The organism is Clostridium estertheticum (genome assembly GCF_026650985.1).
Taxonomy (GTDB): domain Bacteria; phylum Bacillota; class Clostridia; order Clostridiales; family Clostridiaceae; genus Clostridium_AD; species Clostridium_AD estertheticum_C.
In genome coordinates, this window is record NZ_CP086239.1 from 1,137,452 (window position 1) to 1,162,691 (window position 25,240).

The 25,240-nt window shown below is 29.1% G+C and carries 28 protein-coding genes; 16 read left to right on the top strand and 12 right to left on the bottom strand.

The features are described from left to right. The first annotated feature begins 398 nt into the window (after positions 1–398). The gene (deoD, locus tag LL038_RS05735) at positions 399–1,112 is read left to right on the top strand and encodes a purine-nucleoside phosphorylase (protein ID WP_216121467.1); all 714 of its coding nucleotides are present in this window, start codon (positions 399–401) and stop codon (positions 1,110–1,112) included. Between the two features lie 94 nt (positions 1,113–1,206). Here deoD and LL038_RS05740 read toward each other — a convergent pair whose 3' ends face one another. Both LL038_RS05740 and LL038_RS05745 read right to left on the bottom strand, forming a co-directional pair. Next, positions 1,207–2,205: an inorganic phosphate transporter gene (locus LL038_RS05740; RefSeq protein ID WP_216121465.1), complete on the bottom strand. Its 999-nt coding sequence runs from the start codon at positions 2,203–2,205 to the stop codon at positions 1,207–1,209. Next, positions 2,198–2,821 carry a DUF47 domain-containing protein gene (locus LL038_RS05745; RefSeq protein ID WP_216121463.1) on the bottom strand — a complete coding sequence of 208 codons (624 nt, stop codon included), beginning with the start codon at positions 2,819–2,821 and terminating at the stop codon, positions 2,198–2,200. Before LL038_RS05745 ends, LL038_RS05740 begins: the two co-directional genes overlap by 8 nt. 411 nt (positions 2,822–3,232) lie before the next feature. Here LL038_RS05745 and LL038_RS05750 point away from each other — a divergent pair, with 411 nt between their 5' ends. The 4 genes from LL038_RS05750 to LL038_RS05765 all read left to right on the top strand — a co-directional run bounded on the left by LL038_RS05750 (position 3,233) and on the right by LL038_RS05765 (position 8,675). After that, entirely contained in the window at positions 3,233–3,469 is a 237-nt protein-coding gene (locus LL038_RS05750; protein WP_216121461.1) for a TIGR04540 family protein, read from the top strand. A 445-nt stretch (positions 3,470–3,914) separates the two neighbouring features. Next, positions 3,915–6,635 carry a type I pullulanase gene (gene pulA / locus LL038_RS05755; protein WP_216121459.1) on the top strand — a complete coding sequence of 907 codons (2,721 nt, stop codon included), beginning with the start codon at positions 3,915–3,917 and terminating at the stop codon, positions 6,633–6,635. A 120-nt stretch (positions 6,636–6,755) separates the two neighbouring features. After that, entirely contained in the window at positions 6,756–7,670 is a 915-nt protein-coding gene (locus tag LL038_RS05760; RefSeq protein ID WP_216121457.1) for an alpha/beta hydrolase, read from the top strand. 60 nt (positions 7,671–7,730) lie between these two features. Beyond that, positions 7,731–8,675 (top strand): TRM11 family SAM-dependent methyltransferase, encoded by a 945-nt coding sequence (locus LL038_RS05765; RefSeq protein ID WP_216121455.1) that lies wholly within the window; start codon positions 7,731–7,733, stop codon positions 8,673–8,675. A 62-nt stretch (positions 8,676–8,737) separates the two neighbouring features. Here the strand turns inward: LL038_RS05765 and LL038_RS05770 are convergent, their stop codons facing one another. Together LL038_RS05770 and LL038_RS05775 are read right to left on the bottom strand one after the other, a co-directional pair. Beyond that, entirely contained in the window at positions 8,738–9,037 is a 300-nt protein-coding gene (locus tag LL038_RS05770) for a hypothetical protein (protein ID WP_216121454.1), read from the bottom strand. A gap of 203 nt (positions 9,038–9,240) precedes the next feature. Further along, positions 9,241–9,393, bottom strand: coding sequence for a lmo0937 family membrane protein (locus tag LL038_RS05775; protein ID WP_216121452.1), 153 nt, complete (start codon positions 9,391–9,393; stop codon positions 9,241–9,243). Positions 9,394–9,566: 173 nt separating this feature from the next. On the opposite strand from LL038_RS05775, the gene LL038_RS05780 reads away from it, so the two are divergent. The 3 genes from LL038_RS05780 (at position 9,567) to LL038_RS05790 (ending at position 11,369) form a co-directional block, all read left to right on the top strand. Then, positions 9,567–9,890, top strand: coding sequence for a hypothetical protein (locus tag LL038_RS05780; RefSeq protein WP_216121450.1), 324 nt, complete (start codon positions 9,567–9,569; stop codon positions 9,888–9,890). A gap of 166 nt (positions 9,891–10,056) precedes the next feature. Beyond that, entirely contained in the window at positions 10,057–11,010 is a 954-nt protein-coding gene (locus LL038_RS05785) for an ROK family protein (protein ID WP_216121448.1), read from the top strand. 44 nt (positions 11,011–11,054) lie between these two features. Beyond that, positions 11,055–11,369: a hypothetical protein gene (locus LL038_RS05790; RefSeq protein WP_216121446.1), complete on the top strand. Its 315-nt coding sequence runs from the start codon at positions 11,055–11,057 to the stop codon at positions 11,367–11,369. A gap of 71 nt (positions 11,370–11,440) precedes the next feature. Here the strand turns inward: LL038_RS05790 and LL038_RS05795 are convergent, their stop codons facing one another. Then, a complete protein-coding gene (locus tag LL038_RS05795; RefSeq protein WP_216121444.1) occupies positions 11,441–11,827 on the bottom strand; it encodes a hypothetical protein in 387 nt (128 codons plus the stop codon). A gap of 213 nt (positions 11,828–12,040) precedes the next feature. Between LL038_RS05795 and LL038_RS05800 the strand changes: the two genes are divergently transcribed. Continuing rightward, on the top strand, positions 12,041–14,056 hold the full coding sequence (locus LL038_RS05800) for a YgiQ family radical SAM protein (protein WP_216121748.1): 2,016 nt from the start codon (positions 12,041–12,043) through the stop codon (positions 14,054–14,056). Between the two features lie 50 nt (positions 14,057–14,106). Here the strand turns inward: LL038_RS05800 and LL038_RS05805 are convergent, their stop codons facing one another. Then, the gene (locus LL038_RS05805) at positions 14,107–14,292 is read right to left on the bottom strand and encodes a hypothetical protein (RefSeq protein WP_216121442.1); all 186 of its coding nucleotides are present in this window, start codon (positions 14,290–14,292) and stop codon (positions 14,107–14,109) included. 271 nt (positions 14,293–14,563) lie between these two features. On the opposite strand from LL038_RS05805, the gene LL038_RS05810 reads away from it, so the two are divergent. Further along, positions 14,564–15,052 carry a hypothetical protein gene (locus tag LL038_RS05810; protein WP_216121440.1) on the top strand — a complete coding sequence of 163 codons (489 nt, stop codon included), beginning with the start codon at positions 14,564–14,566 and terminating at the stop codon, positions 15,050–15,052. A 120-nt stretch (positions 15,053–15,172) separates the two neighbouring features. Here LL038_RS05810 and LL038_RS05815 read toward each other — a convergent pair whose 3' ends face one another. After that, positions 15,173–15,760 (bottom strand): protein kinase, encoded by a 588-nt coding sequence (locus LL038_RS05815; protein WP_216121438.1) that lies wholly within the window; start codon positions 15,758–15,760, stop codon positions 15,173–15,175. 175 nt (positions 15,761–15,935) lie between these two features. Between LL038_RS05815 and pulA (LL038_RS05820) the strand changes: the two genes are divergently transcribed. Next, a complete protein-coding gene (gene pulA, locus LL038_RS05820) occupies positions 15,936–17,825 on the top strand; it encodes a type I pullulanase (protein ID WP_216121436.1) in 1,890 nt (629 codons plus the stop codon). Positions 17,826–17,908: 83 nt separating this feature from the next. On the opposite strand, the gene LL038_RS05825 is transcribed toward pulA (LL038_RS05820), so the two are convergent. After that, on the bottom strand, positions 17,909–18,091 hold the full coding sequence (locus LL038_RS05825; protein WP_216121434.1) for a hypothetical protein: 183 nt from the start codon (positions 18,089–18,091) through the stop codon (positions 17,909–17,911). A gap of 689 nt (positions 18,092–18,780) precedes the next feature. After that, positions 18,781–18,996, bottom strand: coding sequence for a YwbE family protein (locus LL038_RS05830; RefSeq protein WP_071612905.1), 216 nt, complete (start codon positions 18,994–18,996; stop codon positions 18,781–18,783). Positions 18,997–19,218: 222 nt separating this feature from the next. Between LL038_RS05830 and LL038_RS05835 the strand changes: the two genes are divergently transcribed. From LL038_RS05835 to LL038_RS25635, 5 genes are all read left to right on the top strand, one after another. After that, positions 19,219–19,848: a hypothetical protein gene (locus tag LL038_RS05835; RefSeq protein ID WP_216121433.1), complete on the top strand. Its 630-nt coding sequence runs from the start codon at positions 19,219–19,221 to the stop codon at positions 19,846–19,848. A 236-nt stretch (positions 19,849–20,084) separates the two neighbouring features. Next, positions 20,085–20,243 (top strand): hypothetical protein, encoded by a 159-nt coding sequence (locus LL038_RS05840; RefSeq protein WP_216121431.1) that lies wholly within the window; start codon positions 20,085–20,087, stop codon positions 20,241–20,243. 281 nt (positions 20,244–20,524) lie between these two features. Beyond that, positions 20,525–21,673 (top strand): aminotransferase class V-fold PLP-dependent enzyme, encoded by a 1,149-nt coding sequence (locus LL038_RS05845; protein WP_216121429.1) that lies wholly within the window; start codon positions 20,525–20,527, stop codon positions 21,671–21,673. Between the two features lie 423 nt (positions 21,674–22,096). Continuing rightward, positions 22,097–22,219 (top strand): hypothetical protein, encoded by a 123-nt coding sequence (locus LL038_RS05850; RefSeq protein ID WP_268056003.1) that lies wholly within the window; start codon positions 22,097–22,099, stop codon positions 22,217–22,219. 1 nt (position 22,220) lies between these two features. Next, positions 22,221–22,292 (top strand): hypothetical protein, encoded by a 72-nt coding sequence (locus tag LL038_RS25635; RefSeq protein WP_216121746.1) that lies wholly within the window; start codon positions 22,221–22,223, stop codon positions 22,290–22,292. A gap of 289 nt (positions 22,293–22,581) precedes the next feature. Here the strand turns inward: LL038_RS25635 and LL038_RS05855 are convergent, their stop codons facing one another. The 3 genes from LL038_RS05855 to LL038_RS05865 form a co-directional block, all read right to left on the bottom strand. Next, the gene (locus LL038_RS05855; protein WP_216121425.1) at positions 22,582–23,115 is read right to left on the bottom strand and encodes a DUF4489 domain-containing protein; all 534 of its coding nucleotides are present in this window, start codon (positions 23,113–23,115) and stop codon (positions 22,582–22,584) included. A gap of 154 nt (positions 23,116–23,269) precedes the next feature. Then, positions 23,270–24,034: a hypothetical protein gene (locus LL038_RS05860; protein WP_216121424.1), complete on the bottom strand. Its 765-nt coding sequence runs from the start codon at positions 24,032–24,034 to the stop codon at positions 23,270–23,272. Between the two features lie 274 nt (positions 24,035–24,308). Next, positions 24,309–25,052 (bottom strand): hypothetical protein, encoded by a 744-nt coding sequence (locus tag LL038_RS05865; protein WP_216121422.1) that lies wholly within the window; start codon positions 25,050–25,052, stop codon positions 24,309–24,311. Positions 25,053–25,240 lie beyond the last annotated feature (188 nt).

Sequence of the window (25,240 nt, forward strand, 5' to 3'; positions counted from 1 at the left end):
TATCTCCAATCTATAGTTATATCGTACCTATTTAATAAGTACGATATGTTATTCAATATTCATATAAATATCACGTAATTATATCATATATATATATGTTTTGATATTTAAAAAGGGATAATATAGTAAAAATATGATATAAATTAAAATTGTATCATATTTTAATAGTGAGTCTAATTTAAAAAACAGCTCAAGAAAATATTAATATTTAGTTTACATACTTAAAATTATGTAAACTAATCTGAAAATGTAAACCAAAATAAAAAAAATATTAACTAATAAAAAAACCGAAATAAAAAAATAAATATACAATACCAAAACATTCTATATTTTGGTATAATATAAATAATACTAAAATATTATTTAAAAAATGAAAAACAATTATAAGGAGGTTCAATATGATACCTACACCACATATTGAAGTAAAAGAAAAAGGAATTATTGCAAAAACAGTATTAATGCCAGGAGATCCATTGCGTGCAAAATTTATTGCAGAGACTTTTTTAGAAAATGTTCTTAAATTTAATACGGTGCGAAATATATTCGGATACACTGGTACATATAAGGGACGTAAAATTTCTGTAATGGCTAGTGGCATGGGTATGCCAAGTATCGGCATCTACTCATATGAGTTATTTGATTTTTATGAGGTAGAAAATATTATACGTATTGGTTCTTGTGGTGCTTACACTACTGATTTGAAATTATATGATGTAATATTATGTACGCAAGCTTGGAGTGAATCAACGTATGCAAAAGTTCAAAGTGGATATGATAAAGATACTATCGATGCATCATCTTTACTTAATAATAAGTTAGAAAAAATTGCAGATGATTTAGGAATTATAGTCCATAAAGAAAAAATTCACTCTTCGGATGTATTTTATAGTAAAAATATTGATAGTTATAAGGATATTTATGAAAAGCACGGTTGTACTTGCGTAGAAATGGAATCTTTTGCTTTATTTAGTAATGCAAAAGTATTAAATAAGAAAGCAGCTTGTTTATTAACAGTATCAGACAATTTAGTAACTCATGAGTTAACTACTTCTAAAGAAAGACAACAATCATTCACAAATATGATAGAAATAGCTTTAGAGATGGCAGAATAACATTATATAATAAAAAAATCCTCAATATAAAATTATTGGGGATTTTTTTAAAGTTTTAATGCTATTATATACAATTTACTTAAAATGTATTGTATTATCTATAAAATACAAGTGCAATTGCTGACGATATAAGGGCACTACACGGAATAGTTAAAACCCATGCAACGAGTATAGTTCTCGCAAGGCTCCATCTAACGGCAGAAAGCCTTTTACAAGACCCTACACCCATTATTGCGCTAGTTATTACATGAGTTGTGCTCACCGGTGCACCTAATGCAGTAGCTGCTTGAATAGTAAGTGCAGCTGCAGTTTCTGCCGCAAATCCATCAATTGGCTCTAGCTTTATCATATTAACACCCATGGTTTTTATTATTTTCCAACCACCTACCATTGTACCGAGTGACATTGCTAACGCACAAGAAATTTTTACCCACAAGGGTATAGCAAAGTTAGTTGCATTTAAAAAGCCACCAGCAATTAGTGCCATAGTTATAACACCCATAGATTTTTGAGCATCATTTGAACCATGACTATATGCCATTAAAGCAGCAGAACAAATTTGTAATTTTTTAAACACACCATTAACTTTTTTATGAGTTGCTTTATGGAATAACCATGTAAGCAAAAACATAAATAAAAATCCAAATACAAGTCCTATTATTGGTGACGATATAAGTGGGATTATTATTTTATCAACAAACCCTTTCCAATTAACTACAGAAAAATCAAGTTTATGAGTAGTTATGGATGCACCTAAAAGTCCACCAACAAGTGCATGAGAAGAAGAACTAGGGATAGCATAATACCAAGTTATTAGGTTCCAAATAATAGCACCTACTAGGGCTATAGCTACAATTTGAGGAGTAGCTATACCATTGTTTATTATTCCCGTTCCTATAGTTTTTGCAACTTCTGTATGTAACATAGCACCAACAAAATTTAGTACTGCAGCCATTCCTAATGCTTGCATAGGTGTAAGTACTTTAGTACCAATAGATGTAGCAATAGAATTAGCTGTATCGTGAAATCCATTTATAAAATCAAAGATAAGAGCTAATATTATTACAACAACTATTATTGATGAACTAAGCATATTTCATACCAACTCCTCGGATTTCATTTGCAAGTGTTTCACAAGCATCAATGCTATCTTCTAGATAATGGTATAAATCTTTCCATTTCATTACGAACAAAATATCTTCGGGATTTTCGAATAGTTTTCTCATCGCTTTTCTGTAAATTAAATCAGCTTCGTTTTCCAAAGTGTTTATATCGATGATCTTATCCACTAAGATAGTGCTTTTGCGAAGGGATTTTAATTCTAAAATCACCTTAACAAGGTCTGATGAGACAACCATAAGTTTATCAACGAGTTCAATAGCTTCTGGAGTAGCCGAGGTCACATTATACATATAGAACAAATGGGCTGTAGATTCAATACTATCAGTAATATTATCTATTCCTTTTGTTATATTAAATATATCTTCTCTGTCTAGTGGAGTTATAAACATTTTCTTAGTATATTCAATTAATTCATGTGTTACAATGTCGCCTTCATGTTCAAGCTTTACTAGTTTCTCTAATCTTTCATTAGGATTATCGAGTTCATTCATTAACAATTTTAGCTCTTTTGCGGAACTATTAAATATTTCAGCTCCCTTCGAGAAAAGCTCAAAAAACAAATTGTCTTGTGGTTTAAAATTAAACATATATTGTTCCTCCTTCGATAAATAAAAAACATGTTTTAAATTAAAATTTGTACTACTAAATTTAAAATTAAGATATATTTTAAACCGTACAAGCCTAATTATATGATATTACTTAACAAAGTACAATATTGTATTAATATATTTAACATAACTTAACGTAGGCTGTATTATTAAGTCATGAAATACAATAATTTACTTTATTTTAGCGTAATTTTTATATTAATGTAAATAAGACAGCTGTCTTAGAGTATATTCTTTAAATGGAAGTAACCATATTCATATCTAAACTAAATATTTTATTATTAATGTAAGATTATAATAAAAATTTGTGATATACTTTTAGTCGAGTTTAGGATTTTATTTAGGTATTATTTCAATAAAAACTAATTATAAATCAATGAGGAGTACAATATGAGAAAAATTTATAAAAACCCAAAAGAATTAGGAACATGTTTAAAAGATTTAGTAGATTTTTATTTAGATGATGTTATAGAATATAATAAGCTAAAAGAAAAAATAATTATATTAGCCAATGCCAACGAGGATAAACTTTCTAAGGAAGGATCTATTCCTATAAAAATTTCTAATATACTAGGTGACTCTAGAGTAGCTATTATTAAGAAAATATTATCTGAAAAAGAAAATTAATTTTTATAATTTCATCAAAAAAGTAGGCTATGTATCACAGAATAACAAACCACTTGTATATATCTTACGTAAATTATATAATGTATTAAGGTAAAAATGTTTAAATAGCAAGAAGTGGTATAATGACTAAAAATAAATGATAAGAATACACAATAAATTATTATCATTAATGGAATTCGTCGAGGGCTATTTGATTTTAAAAAGGTATCAAATTGCAGGCTTTTAGTCAGCTATCTGTGCCTTAATATTTTAATCATTAGCCCTATTTATTTTATACGATATTAATTAGTATATTGCTAAAACTTAACAAAATAAGGATTTCATTTAGTTGATTGTTGTAAAATATTTCAATATAATATATACTAAATTTATTCGCAATTATTATATAAGTTATAAGTAAATCAAAAAAATATAGACCATAATTTTATTTTTAGGGGAGAAATTTATGAACTTTTGGAACGGGAATAACAAAAGAAATACTTTAATTATTTTTCTTACTACTGTTTTAGTTATGACAGGATTTCTTTTTATATTGCCAAATATCCACACCTTTGCACAGAGTGATAAAACAAAGATAATTATTCATTATGCTAGAAATGCAGACAATAATTCAAAATGGAAGATGTGGTTATGGTCTGACAAAAAAGATGGAAATAAGTTTGATTTTACTAGTAAAGATTCATTTGGTCAGATTGGTGAAACTGAGTTTGATGGAGACTTTAATAAAGTAGGTTTTATAATTTACACAAATGAGTGGAAAAAAGATACAGACGATGATAGATTTATTGAAAAGTTCAAGAATGGTGTAGGTGAAATTTGGATTAATGGTGGAGATCCTAAAATATACTATTCTTTAGCTGAAGCAACCAAATTAAAAGTTACCATACCTGGTAAGGTTATAAACAAACCCAATAAATTTGTAAGTGCAAAATTAGATGATTTGAAAACCATAAACATAGAAACCAATGTATCATTTCCATTTGTTGCGGCGGATGCTCAAGGCTTTATAGTTAAATCAAATGGAAAAGCTTTAAAAATAAATAAAATAACAAGCTCAAAGGTAATTGGTGGTTTTACAACAGTTGCGAATATAGAACTTAGTGAAAATGTAAATTTAAATCAAACCCTTACAATCTCAAAGACAGCTTTTCCAGAAAAGGAAATAGTATTTGGTGATGTAATGCAAAGTGCTAGTTTTGAAAAAATGTTTTCTTATGAAGGAAATGATTTGGGTAATACTTATTCTACTAGCAAAACGAGCTTTAAAGTCTGGGCACCGACTGCAACCGATGTAAAGCTAGTAACCTATGAACATTGGAATGATAAAACTGGCACTGAAATCAAAATGAAGAAGAGTGAAAAGGGAACATGGTCTTATGACCTAAATGGAAATCAAAGTGGTATATTGTATACTTATAAAGTTAACATTAAAGGCGTTTGGAATGAGGCTGTGGATCCTTATGCACGTTCTGTATCCGCAAATGGTGATAAGGGTGCTGTAGTAGATCTTAAGAAAACAGACCCTACTATTTGGAAGCCAAATGAAAAACCTGACTTTTCGAATTTAACTGACGCAATTATATATGAACTACATGTTAGAGACTTCTCAATAGACACGAACAGTGGTATAAAAAATAAAGGCAAATTCTTAGCATTTACTGAAATGGGCACAAAGGGAATTGATGGTAACTCGACAGGAATTGATTATATAAAGGCATTAGGGGTAACCCATGTGGAGCTTATGCCCATATTCGATTACTCTACTATAAATGAAACTTCAAATAAAGCACAATTTAATTGGGGTTACAATCCAAAAAATTACAATGCACCTGAAGGAAGTTATTCAACTAACCCATATAACCCTACCACGCGAGTTAAAGAATTAAAACAAGCAGTACAAGCCCTTCACGATAATGGATTAAGAGTAAACGTGGATGTAGCTTATGACCACATGTACAGCGGTACTAATTCTAATTTCAATAAAATAGTACCTGGGTACTATTTTAGAACTAATTCAAATGAAAGTGGTTATGGAAATACAATAGCTTCTGAAAATGTTATGGCAAGAAAATTCATTGTTGATTCAGTTATCTATTGGGCAAAAGAATATAATTTAGATGGATTCAAATTCGATCAGATGGGTCTTATTGATCTAAAGACTATGAATGAAATTAGAAAAAAACTAAGCAGTATAAATCCTTCTATTCTTGTTTTGGGAGATGGATCAGATAAGGGGACTACCCTTTCTCCAGAGTTAAAAGCAAATAAACAAAATGCAAGTAAACTTACTGAAATAACACAAACCAATGATGAAATAAGAGATGGTCTAAGTGGAAGTGTATTTTTCCCAAAAGCAAAAGGGTTCGTTAATGGTGCACTTCAAAAAGAGACAGCAATAAAAAAAGGAATAGTTGGGGGTATAGATTACTCTAATATTATAGAGACTTATGGTAATACAGAACCTGTACAAATTGTTAATTATACTGAATCCCACGCTAATAATACCTTATGGGATAAGCTCCTTTTAACAAATCCTAAGGACAGTTATGAAATAAGAACAAAAATGCACAAAATGGCAGATTCTATGATTCTTACTTCACAAGGTATTCCATTCTTCCAAGCGGGTCAAGAATTTTTAAGAACTAAAGCGGGTGTTAAAAATTCTTATAAGGCAAGTGATAATGTAAATAAGATTGATTGGACAAGGGAATCTAAAAACATTGAAACTGTTGATTATTTCAAAGGCTTAATTGAATTAAGAAAAGCACATCCTGCCTTTAGAATGACCTCTGCGGATATGATTAAGAAAAATTTGAAATTTTTAGTAGTTCCTGAAAATGTTGTAGCATATGAAATGAATTACAATGCAAACATGGATAGTTGGGCGCACATTGTAGTTGCATATAATGCAAATAGGGAGGATAAGACTGTAAAATTATCAAATAATGGCACATGGAATATCGTAGTAGATGGTGATAAAGCAGGAGTTAAAACTATAAAACAATTTAATGGAGAATATTTAGTCGTTCCTGCACTAAGCTCTATTGTGATTTATTATGAATCAGAAAATATATTTACATCATTAACTTTTAGGACGTATATTATATTAGCTCTAGTTGTAGTTGCTTGTATAATGTTCTTTTTGAAAAAGAGAAAAAAAATCTAAAAATGCACTAGTTTGCGTATTTTTAAGGGTCCTGTATTAAAAAAAGGGCCCTTTTTTGCTTCATAATCAATAAATTTATACGGATTTCTCATTTTAAATATAGTCAAAAGAGGTGATAACATGTTAATTATAATATCTTTTATAGTCATATTAATTATTATTACTAGTATCATTTTAATTGTAGGTTGGCATTTTTCTAGTATAGTCATCTATCCCGAGGTTAGAAGCTATACTTGTACATATGATAATGAAGTAAAAGAAGGAAAAATAGAAATAGAACAATTCAATAATTTGGAAAAACAAGAGGTATATATAGATTCAGAGTATAATTATAAAATTCACGGATTTTTCTTTCCGAATAATGGTTCAAAAAAAGTTATTATACTGTGTCATGGAATAACTTGTAGTTTATATTCTTCTGTTAAATACATGGATATGTTTCTAAAAAAAGACTTTGCTATCTTTATTTATGATCATAGAAATCATGGTTTAAGTGGGGGATGTAACACTTCATTTGGTTATTACGAAAAGTTTGATTTAAAAAAATGCACTGATTGGTTATTTGATAAATTAGGAAAAAACATTATAATTGGTCTACATGGAGAATCCATGGGTGCTGGCACAGCTCTTCAAAATATTGCAATCGACGATAGAATTAATTTCTGCATAGAAGACTGCGGTTACTCTGATGCGCAAGATTTATTTAGCCGCAGATTGAAGAAGGATTATAATATAAACAATTTTGCTTTAATAAAATTAGCAAGTAAAATCAGCAAAATTCGAACAGGATGGGATTTTAAAGATGTGTCACCTATAACAACTCTACCAAAAGTAAAAGTTCCGATTTTGTTCATTCACGGAGAAGATGACGATTATGTACCTACCTATATGTGTAAACAAATGTATGCAGCTACGAACAGCTACAAGGATATATATATTGCTCAAAAGTCGGGTCATGCGCAATCATACTGGAATAACAAAGATGAATATACAAAACGGATTTACAAATTTTTAACAGATATTAATATAATTTAAACAATAAATGCATGTAACTAATATAAAATAGAATGTTCTATATAGAAAGGTTGTGTTTTAATGTTTCATCTATTACAAAATGAAAAAAAGTATTTATACATCACTAATTATTCCAGTGACGAAGAAAGTTTATGTAAAATGGAAATTAAATGTCTTTTCAATAAACCTCTTAATGATAAATATCTATTTTCTAATATACACATAGACCCCTCTAGAAGTCCTTTTATAAAAAAATGCATTTCAGTAATGTATACGGGAGAAACAATGGAGATAATTATAGAGCAAATTAATAATGACGAATTAACTAGTAATAAATATAAAGTTGCTTATATTAATGCGCCTAATGAAAATGTAGGTTTTCATGAGAGTCGTAGAATTGAATTTGAAATAGGCTTTAGCATACTTGGAGAATGTGAAATGAAAAAACCAGAAACTATTTTTGGTATAACAAAAATAGCAAACACATGGATATTTGGTAAATGTGAAAGCAACACTTCTGAATGGTTACAACGGAACAAAAAACCTTTTTCTTACTCTAATGCATTAAAGGTTAACGTTTGTAGAGCAATTGTTAACATAGCCGTAGGTAATAATCTAAACTGTAGTGTTGTAGATCCCTGTTGTGGCATTGGAACAGTACTAATTGAAGCCATTTCAATGCATATTAATATTAAAGGGTATGAAATAAACCCTTTAATTGGTAAAAACGCTAAGACGAATCTTCGATATTTTGGATATGAGGATGTGATAACTATTGGTGATATGAATAATATTCAAAATAAATATGATGTAGCTATTGTTGATCTTCCCTATGGCATATTTACTCAAATTACGACAGCTCAGCAGTTAGCTATTATGAGTAGTACGCGTAGGATAGCGGCTAAAATGGTAATTGTTACTTTTGATGATATGGAAGAACAAATTAAATCTGTTGGCTTTCGCATAGATGATAGGTGCAGTGTATCAAAAGGAACCTTTCAAAGACACATATACATATGTAGTTAATAAAAAGGAGGTGCATAAATTTATATACACCTCCTTTTTAGGTTCGGATTTAAACTATGTAATTAGAACTTTTCTATAGAAATATCATATTTTGGAATTCTACTTTGAAAATACTTTCTTAAGTCAGGTACAGATATATAAATTTGATTTTCTAGTATTTCTAAATAAGCACAGGCTGTAATAAACTCTTTTTCATTTTTATTTGGTTTTCTGTCTTTTCCTAATACAAAATCAATATATTGATTTCTTAATATATTAGAAATACATATCTGTTCATTTTTTTTTAGTTGGCACCATTTCTTGTTATTTTGGGCAAGCGGCTCTTTACATTTTATATCATTACCAAATTGTTGTTTTATCATTATTTTACCTCACAATTTTATTCTTTTATAATCTACATTATACGTTAAAACAATAATTTATTTCAACAATAATCTATTAACACAAATAAGTATATTTGCTTTTATGCAAATATACTTATTTGTGTTAGCTATAATTTAATTTTACTAGAAATTTCGCAAAAAATGTGCATATTGGTTAAAAAAATTATCTGGATAATAGGTTTTCAGACTTTTTTTCTACCTGAAATCATATCCACTATAAATACTATTGCGGCTATTACAAGTAATATATGGATCATACCACCACCTATTTTAAATATAAGTCCTAAAACCCAAAAGAATACTATTATTCCACCTAACCAACGTAAAAATCCCATATAAAAACACTACCTTTCATATATATGTTTATTTATTGTCATTAGTTATTATAATGACCCAAAGTCACCTAAATTATACGAAATAATATTATAAAATAATTAGATTTATCAATGACCCTATTTTTTAACAATTTACTGTATAATGTAATTAATATAAAAGATAGGGTGATAAAATGTTTTTTAATAGCAAAAAGACAAAAGCAAAAAAAGAAAATGAAGCAAGACTTAAAAGAATCAATAATTTTGAAGTAAGATATGTCACAACTAGAGATCCAAATCAATATGGTGAATCTATAATAGGGAAGAGCTGTGTGATAAATATCTTAAATAACCAATTTATCATTCAAAATGATAATGATGTTATTTTTACACACTCTATAGAAAGTTTACAGTGTTCTGAACTAATGAGCCAAAATGGAATAATTCTAAGTTATACTGATGATAAAACAAGTGAACATGTAGAAGTTATTGCATATTATAAGTACCATAGAAAATAAATGTATAAATAATTTGGCAATTTTTTAAATTTACAAAGCATGAATACGTATATATGATATAATTTAATTGTACATAGAATTATCTGATTTTATTAAAAACATAATTATAAATAAAATTTTTTTACCCAAAATAAATGGTAGCAGAAGCTATGGAAGGAAGCAGTGTATGTATATAGGTATTGATTTAGGAGGTACTAATATTGCTATTGGTATTGTTGATGAGAATGGAAAAATAGTACACGAAGAATCATGTGAAACAAGGTCAGAAAGAGAACCACAAGAACTAATAGATGATATGATAGCTCTAGTTCTAAAGGTTCTAGACGAATACCATATGCAACTTAACGAAATAACAGCTATAGGGGTCGGTATTCCAGGTCTAGCCGATAAGGATGGTAATGTAATATTTTGTGTCAATCTTGGTTGGAGAAATGTACCATTGCGAAAGATGTTAGAAGACGCACTTCATACACCGGTTTACATAGATAATGATGCAACAGTGGCTGCACTTGCTGAATATGAGAGTGGTTCAATGCAAAATTGTAAAAGCGGTTTAATGCTAACTTTAGGTACAGGTATTGGTGGTGGAATTATTTTAAATGGCGAAATCTATAGTGGGTTTAATGGCGTAGGCTCAGAACTTGGACATACAGTTATTGGTGAAAATTTTTATAATTGTAATTGTGGAAGAAACGGCTGTCTAGAGACATTTGCATCGTCTACTGCTATAATAAAATACACGAAAAAACTAATTATGGAAATGAATGAACCTACTATAATAATGGAAAATGTGGAAGGTAATATAGATAATCTAAATGCAAAAATAATCTTTGATTGTGCTAAAAAAGGGGACAAAATAGCCACCTTAGCTGTTAATAGATTAATAAAATATTTAGGTATAGGCATCCTTAATATAGTTAATTTTATTGATCCAGAAATAATTGTATTGGGTGGTGGAATTGCAGGGGCAGGTCAATATCTTTTGGATTTGATCACAAAAGAAGTAATCGCAAATAAGTATTATAAGGATTTACCTATTGCTAAAATTGTTTTAGCGCAGTTAGGTAATAAAGCGGGTGTAATTGGTGCAGCAATGGTCGCAAAACATGGAGATGTATAACATTAATATAAAATAATAATGTTATAATTTATTAAGGAGTGGTTATGATGAAAATTCAAGATATAATGTCAGGTGATTTTTCTCAGTACCCTGAAGAAGCACAAATTTTTATGAAAGAATACACAGAAAAGCTTCGAGAAAGTATAAAAGAAGAATTAATAAAAGATATATCCTCAAAGATGCTAAATAATATAGATAAAAGTAAAGACTATTTTATGAATGTTTTAACTGATATTTTAGATAATGGATATAAAGGTCTTAATAAATTGTCTACTCAGTCACTTATAGATATGTATTTGGAAAGAAAAAATCAGGACGACTTTTTAATATTGCTTGAAAAAGTAAATGAACAAATCTAATTCCTATTTAGGTTTATTAAATTTTAGAAAGAACAATTTAATAAACCTAAATAGGATTAGAAATATGAGAACTAGTAATTAATAGATATTTCTCCACATAGAGTTGTATCTTTAGTTTGCGTCCAAATAGCTTCAATTAGAAGGTTTACCTTTAAGCCTGTTTTATATTTAAATGATATCTCTTTGTCATGTACCACGTTATGGTTTTCGTAAACCACTAAATTTCTTTTTGATTTGTCTCTAATTACAATATCCCAAACTCCATTTTGAGGTTGAAATATTTTAGCAGTAATAATCAAGCTTGACCAAAAGGAATTATTAGTTCCAGTTTCATAAAAACCTTTTCCATTATGAATATTTATTTTAAAATCTTGCTGAATATTGTTAGTAGTCTTTGTTATTGCTTCTTCACTATATCCTATGTTTTCATTTTTTACGTTATTTATTGAACGATGCATACATTTCCCCCTTATTATAAAATGTTAAATTATAGTTTATATATATGAACTTCACAAAGTGAAGTCATTATATTATACGCAAACACATAAAAATGGTGTTACTAAAATTACAAGAAGTTATTATTTTTAAAGAATTAATTTATAAAGCATGCTATAATTGTATTTCACATTATATATTAAAACTTACGATTAAATCAAAAGAAGGTGGACTTAATTAAAGATAATAAATATTTACCTATTAGCAAACAAGATATTGCAGATAGAGGCTGGACCGAATTAGATTTCATTATAGTTACAGGTGATGCATATGTAGATCATCATAGTTTTGGAACTGCAATCATATCAAGGGTTTTAGAAAATGAAGGTTATAAAGTAGGAATAATAGCCCAACCTGATTGGAAAAATATAGATGACTTCAAAAAATTAGGTAAGCCAAGACTTGGATTTCTGGTTAATTCTGGAAATATGGATTCTATGGTTAATCATTATACCGTAAGCAAGAAAATAAGAGAAAAAGACTTATATTCTCCAGGTGCAAAAATGGGCCTAAGACCTGATAGAGCAACAATAGTCTATTGCAATAGAATTAAGGAAGCTTATAAAAATGTTCCTCTTATTATTGGTGGCATAGAAGCAAGTTTAAGGCGCTTTGCACATTATGATTATTGGAGTGATAAGGTAAGAAAATCAATGCTTATAGATAGCGGAGCAGATTTATTAATCTATGGCATGGGTGAAAAACAAGTCGTTAATATTGCTGAAAAGTTAAATGAAGGCATAGATATAAAAGATATCACACAAGTACTAGGAACCTGTTATGTTACTGACGATATAGAAAATATAGAAGGCTACATTGAAATAGCATCTTATAAAGAAGTATGTAGAGATGTACATAAATATTCAGAGGCCTTTAAAATACAATATGATGAGCAAGATCCCATTCGCGGAATTGGTATTGTGCAAAAACATGCGAATAAGTATCTTGTACAAAATAAACCAGAAATGCCCCTTACGAGAGAAGAATTAGATATAGTTTATGGCTTGCCATATCAGAAAAATTATCACCCTAGTTATGAAGCAATGGGCGGAATACCTGCTATAGAGGAAGTTCAGTTTAGTTTAGTAAGTTCGAGAGGATGTTTTGGGAGTTGCGCCTTTTGCGCCATAACTTTTCATCAAGGAAGAATTGTGCAAAGTAGAAGTGAGAATTCACTAATTGAGGAAGCAATTCAAATTACAAAACTTAAAGATTTCAAAGGATATATTCATGATGTAGGAGGCCCTACAGCTAATTTTAGAAGGCCAGCATGTGATAAACAGTTAAAGGTAGGTGCTTGCAAGGATAGACAATGTCTACATCCTAGCCCGTGTAAAAATTTAGACGTTGATCATATGGAATATTTAAAACTCCTAAGAAAATTAAGAGAACTTCCAAATATAAAAAAAGTTTTTGTACGTTCAGGACTGCGTTATGATTATATTATGGCGGATAAAGATGATACTTTTTTAAATGAACTTATAAAACATCATGTTAGTGGACAGCTTAAGGTCGCACCAGAACATGTTGCTCATAAAGTTCTAAAATATATGGGTAAGCCAGCAGGGAAAACCTATAATAAATTTTTAGAAAAATTCTATGCGTCTACTGAGAAAATAGGTAAAAAACAATACGTTATTCCTTATTTTATGTCTAGTCATCCTGGATGCACATTAGAATCATCAATAGAACTAGCAGAATACCTTAGAGATATTAATTATCAACCAGAACAAGTACAAGATTTTTATCCAACACCTGGTACTCTGTCAACTACTATGTTTTATACGGGTTTCGATCCAATAACTCTTGAAGAAGTTCATATACCTAAAACAAAAAATGAAAAGGCTATGCAAAGGGCACTTCTTCAATATAAGGACCCTATGAAATACGATTTAGTATTATCAGCTTTAACACAAGCTGGGAGAGAAGACCTTATTGGTTATGGCCCTAAGTGCCTAGTAAAACCTAGAGGAAAAAAGAATAAAGAACAATTTAATAATGAGAGTGGAAAGCAAAAAGAATTTAAAGGTGGAAATAAGGGCAAAATTAATAACATAAAGAGTAAAACTAAGGATGAACCTATAAGCAAAAGACTAAAAGATAAAAGCAAACCTACAGTAACCCAAGGTAGGCCAAGTCAGGGAACTAAAAGTACTAATAAAAAGAAATCAAAACTTAAGAAAAGACAATAGTTAGTTATAATAAATACCTACATTCAATTAAATGATGTAGGTATTTATTATTAATCTATTGTAACTATTTTGTTTATACTTTCTTGTTCTACAAGTTCACTTTTACTGAAACCCTTTCTAAAATATCTGATTTGCTTATATTTTACTTTGTTCATTTCAAAATCTAAAACATCAATTCTGTCGCCACTATAAACAACAGCTTTTTTACTTCCTTTTAAAAATACATGTATTTCCATAGTTTCATCTATTAGCTGCGTATCAGCTACTCCTTTCTTTATATTCTCACTTTAATAATATTAATTCAACATATCTTAGTATTATATAAGTTTGTTTAATTATATAATATCATCTAAATTATAATGGTAATATATACATTTATCAAGGTAAAAAAAGATAAATAATAGTCAACCATTTAGATAATAATGAATATAATATTAATAAAATAGCAATACAAGCATCTTTTTATTGAAAAACTATTATAGATTTACTTCTAAAGGAGATAAGATTATGATATGTAAAGAGTATTTATTGGATACTAATATAGTAATAAAGGTGTGGAATAAATATCCTACCCTACTTGATACTATTGAAAATATAAAATCTGTTGATTTTAAAATTTCGAAGGACATAGCAGGGGAGTTATCAGTAAAAGAATATGTAAAATTTAATGAAGATTTTGTACTCTCAAATAAATTTTTAAAATTGTTAGGACATATAATTACTAATAACGAAACATCTTCTAATTTTATAAACGATAGTGTACCAAGTGATTTTATTAAATATCAGCAAGACAAAAATATATATTTAGTTAATGGAGATAAAATTTCAATAAATGATTATAGTTTAATTGACATTTGTCAAAAAAATAAAGAATATATCCTTGTAACTGATGATAAAAAGTTAATTCGAAGTGCAAGAATTATATTAAATTCTTCAAGAGCACTAAACTTTCAAGAATTTCTAGATGATTTAAGAGATTTAGATGTGCTGCAATAAAATATTATTGTAAGAGACTGTACCTTTATGGATTACAGTCTCTTATGTTCTTTCTAACAATTAATTAGAAATGACAGTTTTTATAGGTATTAGAATCTCTATTATAAGAATTTATAATACCTACTTAATATTTTTCTCTAAATATTGGTTAAATCTAAAATTCCATAACTTATAAGTTTTTGGACGTTTTTCACTAACTACTGATAAAAATTCATCTATTACTCCTAAGTTATTCAGACCTTTCATTAAATGTCTTGGATAATTTACATTTTTAGAGTAATTATTTTTAGGATCAATTACATTAATCGAAAAATCATCCATTAAGTATAAATCCTTACACCTAATGTCTAGTCTGTTAAATTTAAGTTTAGTAAACTCTTCAATAAGTTTAATTATGTTAAGCGATATTACTTCATTAATACCATGTTTTTTTATATATTTGTCAAGACGTTGACCACCTGCATAATCTCTTACAATATAGTATTCTCCATGCTCATAAACATTAGGGAAATATTTGCTTTTTCTAGTTTTAACAAAAATATTATATTCTCCCGAACAAACTTTCTTATCTTTAAAAATTTTAATTACTCTTTTGTTAGGAAGCAAATAAACTATTCCATTATGGCCAGACCCTAAAAATTCTGATGTTCTAAGCATTTTTTCAACTTTACTGTTTAATTGAATATAGTAACTTTTGTCCTCATTCATATTATCATCTTCTTTACAATAGATATCACTATATTATATGACAAAGGCTTGTAAGTATTTCCTATATATATAAATGTTATCTTGATTAATATTATAATTAATAATATAATGTTAAGGAATATATATACAATTAATTGAATCACTTTAGTGGATTCTTAAGGAGAGAGATTTGATAATGACAAAAATATTAGATGCTCAGGAATTCATATATAATGGAAATGACTTAGGTGCTGTTTATTCTAAAGAAAATACAATATTTAAAGTATGGGCACCTACCATAGATAAAATATCAGTAATAGTTTATGAATCATTCGATGATTACTTAGGAAAAAAACATGAGATGATTAAGGTAGAAAAAGGAGTTTGGGAACTTAAACTTGTTGGTAATTACAAAAATAAATACTATAATTATTTAGTATTAAATGATGGTATAGAAAGAGAAACGCCAGATATATATACTAAAGGTGCAAGTGTTAATGGTGAAAAGGGCATGATTATTGATTTTCCTTCTATAAATCCAGATAACTGGGAAAATCACAAACGACCTGCAGCAATTAATAGAACTGAATCAATTATATACGAGATTCATATTAGAGATTTTTCATCATCAGAATATTCAGGAATGAAAAATAAAGGGAAATATTTAGCTTTTACTGAGAAAAATACTAAAACGCCTATAGATGTTATTACAGGACTCGACCATCTCAAAGACTTAGGAATAACCCATGTTCATCTATTACCTGTCTTTGATTTTGCAAGCGTAGATGAAAGCACAGAAGAATATAATTGGGGATACGATCCATATTTATATAATGTTCCTGAAGGTTCATATGCTACGGATGCTCATGATGGTACCGTACGAATTAGAGAATTCAAAACTATGGTCCAAGCCTTGCATGAAAATGGTATTAATGTAATTATGGATGTTGTATATAATCACACTTTTACTAAAATAAATTCTCCGATGGATATCTTAGTTCCAAAATATTATTATAGAACAGATGATTATGGCAACTATACAAATGGCTCTGGTTGTGGAAATGAAATTGCATCAGAAAAACCAATGGTTAGAAAATTTATAGTTGATAGTATTAAGTTCTGGGCTCAGGAATACAAAATAGATGGTTTCAGATTTGATTTGATGGCACTTGAGGATATTGGCACTATGAAAGAGATTGAAAATCAAGTTAAAAGTATTAATTCGAACATTATTCTTTATGGCGAACCATGGACAGGAGGGACATCTTCATTACCACAGGAGATGCAGATGAAAAAAGGTAGTCAAAAGGGCATGCAAGTATCTGTATTTAATGATGATTTAAGAAATGCATTAAAGGGGGATAGTGATGGGGCTAGTTTAGGGTTTGTTAACGGTGGAAAAGGTTTTGAGTTAGAAATCAAGAAAGGTATTGTAGGTGGAATCAAATATAACAATGATATATGCAATTTCACACAAAATCCTGGAGAATCCATAAACTATGTAAGCGCTCATGATAACTTATGCTTGTATGATAAATTTGAGAAAAGCAATCCTCATAATACTCCATTTGAAAGAGAAAAAATGAATAGGTTAGCATTGTCCATAGTTCTTACATCCCAAGGAATTCCTTTTATCCAAGGTGGAACAGAAATATTAAGGACTAAACAAGGAAACCATAACAGTTATAATGCTGGAGACATGATTAATAAAATAAGTTGGAATAGAAAATCTGTATTTTCAGAAACTTATGAATATATTAAGGGACTTATTGCTTTAAGGAAAAGTCAAAAGGTTTTGACTTTAGACAATGAAAATGATGTAAGAAAATCGTTGAAATTTCTAGACTCACCGTGTAACAGCGTTGCATATGAATTAACTTCAACTTTTGCAGGTAATTATGATAATTTACTTATAATTCATAATGCTAACAATAATGAGATTAAATTTATTATGCCAGATACTGATGAATGGATAATTATAGCAAATGAATTCGAGGTAAATGTGCTCGGTGTATGTAAAGGTGATAAAACATGTCATAATGAGATAATTGTACCCGCTATTTCTAGCATTATATTATGTAAATAGCAAAAAGATGTTATTTGTGGAATATACAAAGAAGCTACATTTCTAAAAATGCAGCTTCTTTGTATATTATAAAGTACTAAAACCTAAGGTTCTATCTCAATATAGGCTATTGCCTTCTTATTAAACAAATATTTTTTACCCATAGTATTGACCTCATGAGGCCTGGTGTTTTCAAAATTATAAAACCAGTTTTTAAATAAATCACTTTCAGATTGTTTTAAATCCAATATTTCATTTTCACCACTAATAAAAGAAATCGTTAACATTTTAGTCACTCCTTTTCAAGTAAATAGTCTCTTACAATATATATTCTATACTGAAAAGGAATTTCCTCTTTTTTTAACATTTTTTATTTGAAAATATTATGATAATATATACTATAGAAATAATCTTCAGTATTCATTTTAAATTCAAAATTATACATATATATTTATAAAAAAAAGAAACCTTCACTAGAGCTGCAGTAGTGATAGATTTGCTTTTTTATTATTAGTCTAGACATTCCAAACATTCATTTATTACATCTTCTGTAATTTCAAATACGTATTCTGTTCTCATTTAGGCACCTCCTTAATAGTATATGGGTACACAAAAAATATTAATTGTAACTCATATAATGCGATTTAAATTCATGTTATAACAAGCGATATGTTATAAGTGTTATCAGTACGTTATTCAACAAAATTTTAATAAGGGATTCATTAAGAAATTTTCGAATGAAAAGGGTAAGAATTTAAGCGTGGGTTTTTAAAATTCGTGTCTTCTCTTTTGTTAAGTGATTTAATGATCCAATTTCTAATGCGTTAGCACGTATTAGATAGTTTGTAAATATTTCATTGTTACTAGGTAACTTTCTAAGTATATAACATTTTAAGAAAAAATGCAAGGAAAACTTTTAATCAAAATAAGAATCCAATTTATTATTAAAAATAAATTGGATTTTAACTATTAAATTCTACTTTGAAATAATGGCTTGCACCCTGCCAACTTGGCCATCCTCTAACATAACTTTTATACCTCTATGATGTACCGCTGAGTTTGTTAGTATTCTTTGAACTACACCTCTAGTTAATTTAGTTGTTCTCTGGTCCTTTTTTAACACAACATCTACTGTAGTACCAACTGGTACGTTACTTCTTGTTTGTCCTCTGTTATCATTTTGCGTAATCATGAACTTGTAGTCTCCTTTAATAAAATTACTTAAAAGCATATATGTACTCTTTAATATAATCTTTATTTACATAAGCTTATATAAAACAATACTCCATATACACTTGTTTTGTCAAAATAATTTTCATTTAGATAAATATTTTCTAATAACTAATATAGAATAAAATAAATTAGTATGGAGACCATATAATAGAAAATATTTTTTTAGAAAGGAGGTATTGTGATGTTAGAATCATTATTATTCATACCTAATAATCTTTTAAACCCCATTATATCCTCTATCTCTATAATAATTGGTGCCGTTTTAGGTGGCATTTTCAGTTGGTTTATAAATAAAAATTCTACCGCGATATCAATTAAGACCCAGAGTAAAATTGAAAAGGCCAATAGAGAATACGAGGAGCAAAATAAAGCTTTAAAACTCAATGAGTATGCAACAATAATTCAATTAGATATATGTACAACATTATTTCAAAGCTTAAGAATGTTAAAAGAATTTGATGACCCAAATAAGATCAGCATTTATCCTATACCTATGAATTTTAATTATGCTCAAGCAATTGTGGCTTTAGCAAAAGATTTTAATCTGAAAGATATTAGTTATATTTATCAATTATATGGAATTATAGAAAAATTATATAATGATACAAAAGGCTATCATTATGATGAAAAACATTATACTTTAATAAAAGAAGATTATGAGATGTTTATCAAGAAGCTTTATGGGAATAATTTCTTAAGCGTTTTAGAATTTGACATCGATATAGTTACATATGAAGATTTATATAATAACGAAATTATAAAACTAGGATATAAAAATGTACTTATTAAATTAAATAATATTACTCATTAGGTTCTATAATCATGTAAATTAAGATATATTATAATATTAAATAGTAATTTTGATCAAATTCTTTGTTATTTTATAATATTATATTGAAATTATCGAAGAACTAAGATAAACTGATTAGTAGAGAACACAACAAGTTGAGTTTGAATATATATAATGAAAATGTGGAAATTATAAATTGGAACATAAATTCTATAGTATCTACCATTCTTGATTTGCTGCCGAAGGAGGAAGAATTTATGTCAAGTAATAATATTGAAATGATGAAAAAAATTATTGAGGAAAAGAAAAGGAAAAGTTCTGAGCAAAGTGGACTTTCAAGAGCTACTAAAGTAATTGGTAAAAAAAGCAAAGCAGCAAGAAGCACTAAAAAAACTGGTGGTTTATTCGATAAATAAAAAGTTACTTTTAATAAGAACTTTGTTACATAAAATGTTTATAAGATAATACCAAAATTTAATTAATATTAATTTGAAAATGAGCTCCTATTTTAGGGGTTTTATTTTTTTTGTATTTCTATTAAAATTACTAGTTTAAATTACAATATCAAACTATGGTTAAAGGCTAGTGACAAATTAAAAAGAAAAAAGTTAATATTATAATAAGCATAATTTTAAGCATATCAAAATATTTATATTATATAAACAATAAAATTCTATAAACAAAATAGGAGGGTTTTATGATATATCTTGATAATGCTGCCACAAGTTTTCCTAAACCAGTGGGGGTCTATTCCGAAGTATTAAAGTGCATGAAAAATTATGCTGCAAATCCAGGGAGAGGTTCTTATGATATGGTAATTGAGGCTTCATCTAAAATTATGGATACAAGGCAAGAGTTAAGTGAACTTTTCAACATTCCTAACCTATTAAACATTGTCTTTACTTGTAATGCTACTGAAGCTTTAAATATAGGCATAAAAGGGATACTAAAACCAGGAGATCATGTTATTAGTACAGTAATTGAACATAACTCGGTTTTAAGACCATTAAATTACCTAAGTAAAAAAGGAATAACATTTACTCTTTTAGGTGTTGATGAAAATGGGTATTTAAACATCAATAACCTAAAAAAGAAGATACGTAGAAAAACCAAAGCAATAATAATAAACCATACTTCCAATGTATTAGGAACTGTGCAGGATATAAGAAGTATAGGCCAAATTGCAAAACAATCAGGAATAATATTTATGGTTGATGCATCTCAAAGTGCAGGAGTTATACCAATAGATGTAGTACAAGACAATATCGATTTATTAGCTTTTCCTGGTCATAAAGGATTATATGGCCCACAGGGAACGGGAGGACTTTATATAAAAGAAGGTGTCAATCTGGATTCGGTTATTCAAGGAGGAACTGGGAGTGATTCACTGTCAATGAATCAACCTGACTTTTTACCTGATAAGTTTGAAAGTGGAACCTTGAATACACCAGGAATAGCAGGATTGTATGAAGGTTTAAGGTTTATTAAAAAAATAGGGATAGAAAATATAAGAAACCATGAAATTATGTTAGTAGAATGTTTAGTAAAAGAATTAAAAAAATTATCTTATATTAAAATTTATGGAGGAACTGAATATGAAAACAGGGGAGCGGTAGTTTCTTTAAATATAGACAATATAGATGCATCAGAAGTAGGGGATTTGCTTAATAAAAAAGGAATAGCAGTAAGAACTGGTTTTCACTGTGCATCACTAATACACAATATAATTGGTACAAGTCAAAGAGGCACAGTTAGAATAAGTCCAGGATATTTTAACAATTTGGAAGAAATTGGAAAGCTTATTAAAACTTTAAAAGATATACATGAAAAAAGGCCCCTTTTATAGGGCCTTTTTTAATGTAGTGTGCCCGGCATGGGCGTAATCTAACGGGTGAAAGTCCCGAGTGCGGGTTGATAGTGCCAAGCGCATAGTTGAACACCAAGGGTGTCCTCGGCGACGGGGAATCTGAAGGCAGGTGTATGCAAATCTCTGGTCTGACGAACAGAAATTACATATAAGGCATGGTATAATGGGTAAAATTACTATACAAATTGAAGCCCAAAACTATTCAAGAATATACTGTGTAAATGTAGCAGATACATGGAGAGAAAGATTACGGTCTTACCAGGGGAGAGCTCATGGACATGTTAAGATGTATTTCGATACATGGTTGAAATAAGATTTATCATGAGCAGTCAGCCGATGCCATAGTACCAAGGCAGTTCTAAAGGTTTTGGGAAGGGATGAACTATAGGAGGTTTTAAAATTTTGAAGAACTCAAAGAAATATGTAGAAATCAGAAAACTTCATAATGAAGGCTATCTATGCTATGTAGGGTTGGAAATCCAAGATAACATAGAGAGGATGGATAAATTATTTCAGAATAGCTAATATGAAAACTATAGCAATAGAGCTAGATCAATGGTTAAGGAGAAGGATACGCCTCTGTATATGGAAACAATAGAAAAGGGTAAGAACAAGATTTAAGGAACTTAAAAAGAGAGGACTATCAAAACAAAAGGCTTGGGAATATGCAAATACACGAAGAAGTTATTGGAGAATATCCAAGAGTCCAATTATGAATATTGCATATAAAGATAAAGACCTAGAAAGTCTAGGTCTAATCAGTATAACAAAATATTATCTTAGAACTTGTTAGTGCTTATAGAACCGCCTTGTACTGAACGGTATGCAGGGTGGTGTGAGAGGTCGGCTAATCAAATAATGATTAGCCTCCTACTCGATTGGTATTATTAGCAATTACATTTAGCTTCATTTTCTACTACTAAAGCTGAAAATGTTGGATTGTTAATAACGGTAGTTCCTGCAGCACCATCCTCAGTAACTGTTACAACTACAGTATACGTGCAACATTCGTCGAAACATGAGTCACTATCACAATCGCAATCACAAACTATGAAAGTAAAGGCATCAGATCCAGTAGTACCAACTGGTCTAGAAAAAGTCCATACAGGTCCAAGTGCGGTTGCAGTAGTTTGCTTTCTACATTGTTTAAATATTTGGAAATCAAGGGTTACTTCTGCACCTATAGTAACTATATTACTTGCAAATTCAAACTTAATGCATGGATTACAAAAATGTTCAGTTTTTAAATTAAGCGTATTAAGCGTAAAGCTAGTAGGCGTAGGAAGTGTAGATGGAATTGTTACTGGGAAGCCTGTTTTGCACTTTAATAAAACTTCATCCTCTTTTTCTTTTTTCTCTTTTTCTTTTTTACAGCCACAATCTTTTTCATCTTGCCAATTATTTTTTGACATTGAATTCATATATTAATTCCTCCTAAATTTTAATTCATGATATTTAGTAAAAAGAATTCCAAATGTACTGTTTATAGGGGTGGATATATTAGAATTCTTATACTATAATGTATGAGTTTGAACTGTAAAAGTTCTAGTTATTTTAAAACTTTTTAGAAATTACTTACTCATCCTCTTCTTCACATTCATCATCAAACAAAGGCCTAAGTTTTTGATCTGGGAAGAACTTTGGAACCGGTGCTCTATCAAATTTTTCACAAGGATTTTCTTCAAACTCCTCTTCGCATTGACAAGGTACTGGGCAATATCCATATGCAGGAATTAATAGTTGAACAATTAGCTCACATTTTACAATAAGATGAAATCCTATTGTTACATCTAAAACACTATTATTACAATCATCTTTGCAAAAGATTCCATCTAAACATTCTGCTACTAATTCAAGTTTTATAATATCAGAATCAAGATCACTGGATTTACCAGTTGAAACTGTTGTAGCAGATATTTGTGCTATTGAATCTGGACAATATAGTTTTGATATAACTTCTGTACGATTAATTTCATAAAACTCACATTTTGTTTCTCCATCACAATTTATAAACTCTGCATAAAATGAAATTACAAAGCAAACTATTACTTTCTTATAACTAGGATTTTTCTTTAATGGAATTTTTTCTACTGAAATTAGCTTTAAATTAAAATCCCTGCACCCTGTAAATACTCTTGGATTGTCAAGAGGGTCACTTCTTAATTCTGCATCTGTATCTACGGTATCTGGTCCGCACCCAAAAACTAAACACCTTTTAATTAGACATTGGTCAAATACTTTTGGAATTTCAACACATACCAACTCGGCTGGATCAGGAAGGTGTCCTTGTTTGTTAACAACACCAGGTCTTGCAATAAAGTCATTATGAGTAATAGACATATATTATCCTCCTTTTATGTTAAGTGATACACTACTAATTCGTGTTCTCTATTTTATAATATGCAGTTGCCTATAAGTTGTGATTAATATATTGTTTGATTAAAATAAATAGTTTTTAAGTGTTAATTTTAAATTAGATTATTAAAAAAAGGCCCTTTTTTAGAGCCTTTTTATCTATTCAAGCACTAACAGCAATGGTGGTTAACTTATGCTGTTAGTATTTCATTGCAATAAATGTAGTGAAAGTAGTTATGGGGTACAATATAAATGTCACTTACTCATCAAACAAGGGTTTAAGCTTTTGATCCGGGAAAAATTTTGGAACCGGAGCCCGATCAAATTCTTCACAAGGATCTTCTTCACAATCTTCTTCGCATTGACAAGGAACAGGGCAATATCCATATGCAGGGATTAATAATTGAACAATTAGCTCACATTTTACAATAAGATGAAATCCTAAGGTTATATCTAAAAAACTTTCACCACAATCGTTTTTGCAAAAAAAACCATCTAGACATTCTGGTACCAACTCAAGTTTTATAATTTCAGAACCATCATCACTTGATTTACCAGTAGGCACAGAAGTAGTAGATATTTGTGCTATTGAATCTGGGCAATATAGTTTTGATATGACTTCTGTACGATTAATTTCATAAAAATCGTAGCTTGTCTCGCCTTTACAATCTATAAAATCCGCATAAAATGAAATTACAAAACAAACTATTATCTTTTTATAACTAGAGTTTTTCTTTAATGGAATTTTCTCTACCGAAAGAAGCTTTAGCTGGAAATCCCTACATCCTGTAAATGTTTTTGGATCATTAAGGGAGTTACTTCTTAACTCCGCATCTGTATCAACTGTATCTGGCCCACAACCATAAATTAAGCATCTTTTAATTAGACACTGGTCAAAGACTTTTGGAATTTCAATGCAAACTAATTCAGATGGATCAGGAAGGTATCCTTGTTTATTAACGATACCGGGTCTTGGAATAAAATCATCATGTGTAATAGCCATTAATTCTCCTCCTTTTATGTCAAGTGATACACTTTTAATTAGTGTCCCTTAGGGTATATTATGCAGGTGGTTATTAGTTGTGATTGATATACTTTTTTACTGAAATTATTAAATAATGTATTATGAATTCAATTATATATGGTTTCTAATATCCACTATTAGGTTATATATTGCTTTGTATTAAAATA

Coding starts and splice junctions, on each gene's coding strand:
- LL038_RS05865 (WP_216121422.1), bottom strand. CDS start 25,052: ATGGCTATTACACATGATGATTTTATTCCAAGACCCGGTATCGTTAAT.
- LL038_RS05855 (WP_216121425.1), bottom strand. CDS start 23,115: ATGAATTCAATGTCAAAAAATAATTGGCAAGATGAAAAAGATTGTGGC.
- LL038_RS05785 (WP_216121448.1), top strand. CDS start 10,057: ATGTATATAGGTATTGATTTAGGAGGTACTAATATTGCTATTGGTATT.
- LL038_RS05770 (WP_216121454.1), bottom strand. CDS start 9,037: ATGATAAAACAACAATTTGGTAATGATATAAAATGTAAAGAGCCGCTT.
- LL038_RS05745 (WP_216121463.1), bottom strand. CDS start 2,821: ATGTTTAATTTTAAACCACAAGACAATTTGTTTTTTGAGCTTTTCTCG.
- LL038_RS05760 (WP_216121457.1), top strand. CDS start 6,756: ATGTTAATTATAATATCTTTTATAGTCATATTAATTATTATTACTAGT.
- LL038_RS05840 (WP_216121431.1), top strand. CDS start 20,085: ATGTCAAGTAATAATATTGAAATGATGAAAAAAATTATTGAGGAAAAG.
- LL038_RS05860 (WP_216121424.1), bottom strand. CDS start 24,034: ATGTCTATTACTCATAATGACTTTATTGCAAGACCTGGTGTTGTTAAC.
- LL038_RS05805 (WP_216121442.1), bottom strand. CDS start 14,292: ATGGAAATACATGTATTTTTAAAAGGAAGTAAAAAAGCTGTTGTTTAT.
- LL038_RS05825 (WP_216121434.1), bottom strand. CDS start 18,091: ATGTTAACGATTTCTTTTATTAGTGGTGAAAATGAAATATTGGATTTA.
- LL038_RS05845 (WP_216121429.1), top strand. CDS start 20,525: ATGATATATCTTGATAATGCTGCCACAAGTTTTCCTAAACCAGTGGGG.
- LL038_RS05810 (WP_216121440.1), top strand. CDS start 14,564: ATGATATGTAAAGAGTATTTATTGGATACTAATATAGTAATAAAGGTG.
- pulA (WP_216121459.1), top strand. CDS start 3,915: ATGAACTTTTGGAACGGGAATAACAAAAGAAATACTTTAATTATTTTT.
- LL038_RS05780 (WP_216121450.1), top strand. CDS start 9,567: ATGTTTTTTAATAGCAAAAAGACAAAAGCAAAAAAAGAAAATGAAGCA.
- LL038_RS05795 (WP_216121444.1), bottom strand. CDS start 11,827: ATGCATCGTTCAATAAATAACGTAAAAAATGAAAACATAGGATATAGT.
- deoD (WP_216121467.1), top strand. CDS start 399: ATGATACCTACACCACATATTGAAGTAAAAGAAAAAGGAATTATTGCA.
- LL038_RS05750 (WP_216121461.1), top strand. CDS start 3,233: ATGAGAAAAATTTATAAAAACCCAAAAGAATTAGGAACATGTTTAAAA.
- LL038_RS05775 (WP_216121452.1), bottom strand. CDS start 9,393: ATGGGATTTTTACGTTGGTTAGGTGGAATAATAGTATTCTTTTGGGTT.
- LL038_RS05765 (WP_216121455.1), top strand. CDS start 7,731: ATGTTTCATCTATTACAAAATGAAAAAAAGTATTTATACATCACTAAT.
- LL038_RS05815 (WP_216121438.1), bottom strand. CDS start 15,760: ATGAATGAGGACAAAAGTTACTATATTCAATTAAACAGTAAAGTTGAA.
- LL038_RS05740 (WP_216121465.1), bottom strand. CDS start 2,205: ATGCTTAGTTCATCAATAATAGTTGTTGTAATAATATTAGCTCTTATC.
- LL038_RS05790 (WP_216121446.1), top strand. CDS start 11,055: ATGATGAAAATTCAAGATATAATGTCAGGTGATTTTTCTCAGTACCCT.
- pulA (WP_216121436.1), top strand. CDS start 15,936: ATGACAAAAATATTAGATGCTCAGGAATTCATATATAATGGAAATGAC.
- LL038_RS05835 (WP_216121433.1), top strand. CDS start 19,219: ATGTTAGAATCATTATTATTCATACCTAATAATCTTTTAAACCCCATT.
- LL038_RS05830 (WP_071612905.1), bottom strand. CDS start 18,996: ATGATTACGCAAAATGATAACAGAGGACAAACAAGAAGTAACGTACCA.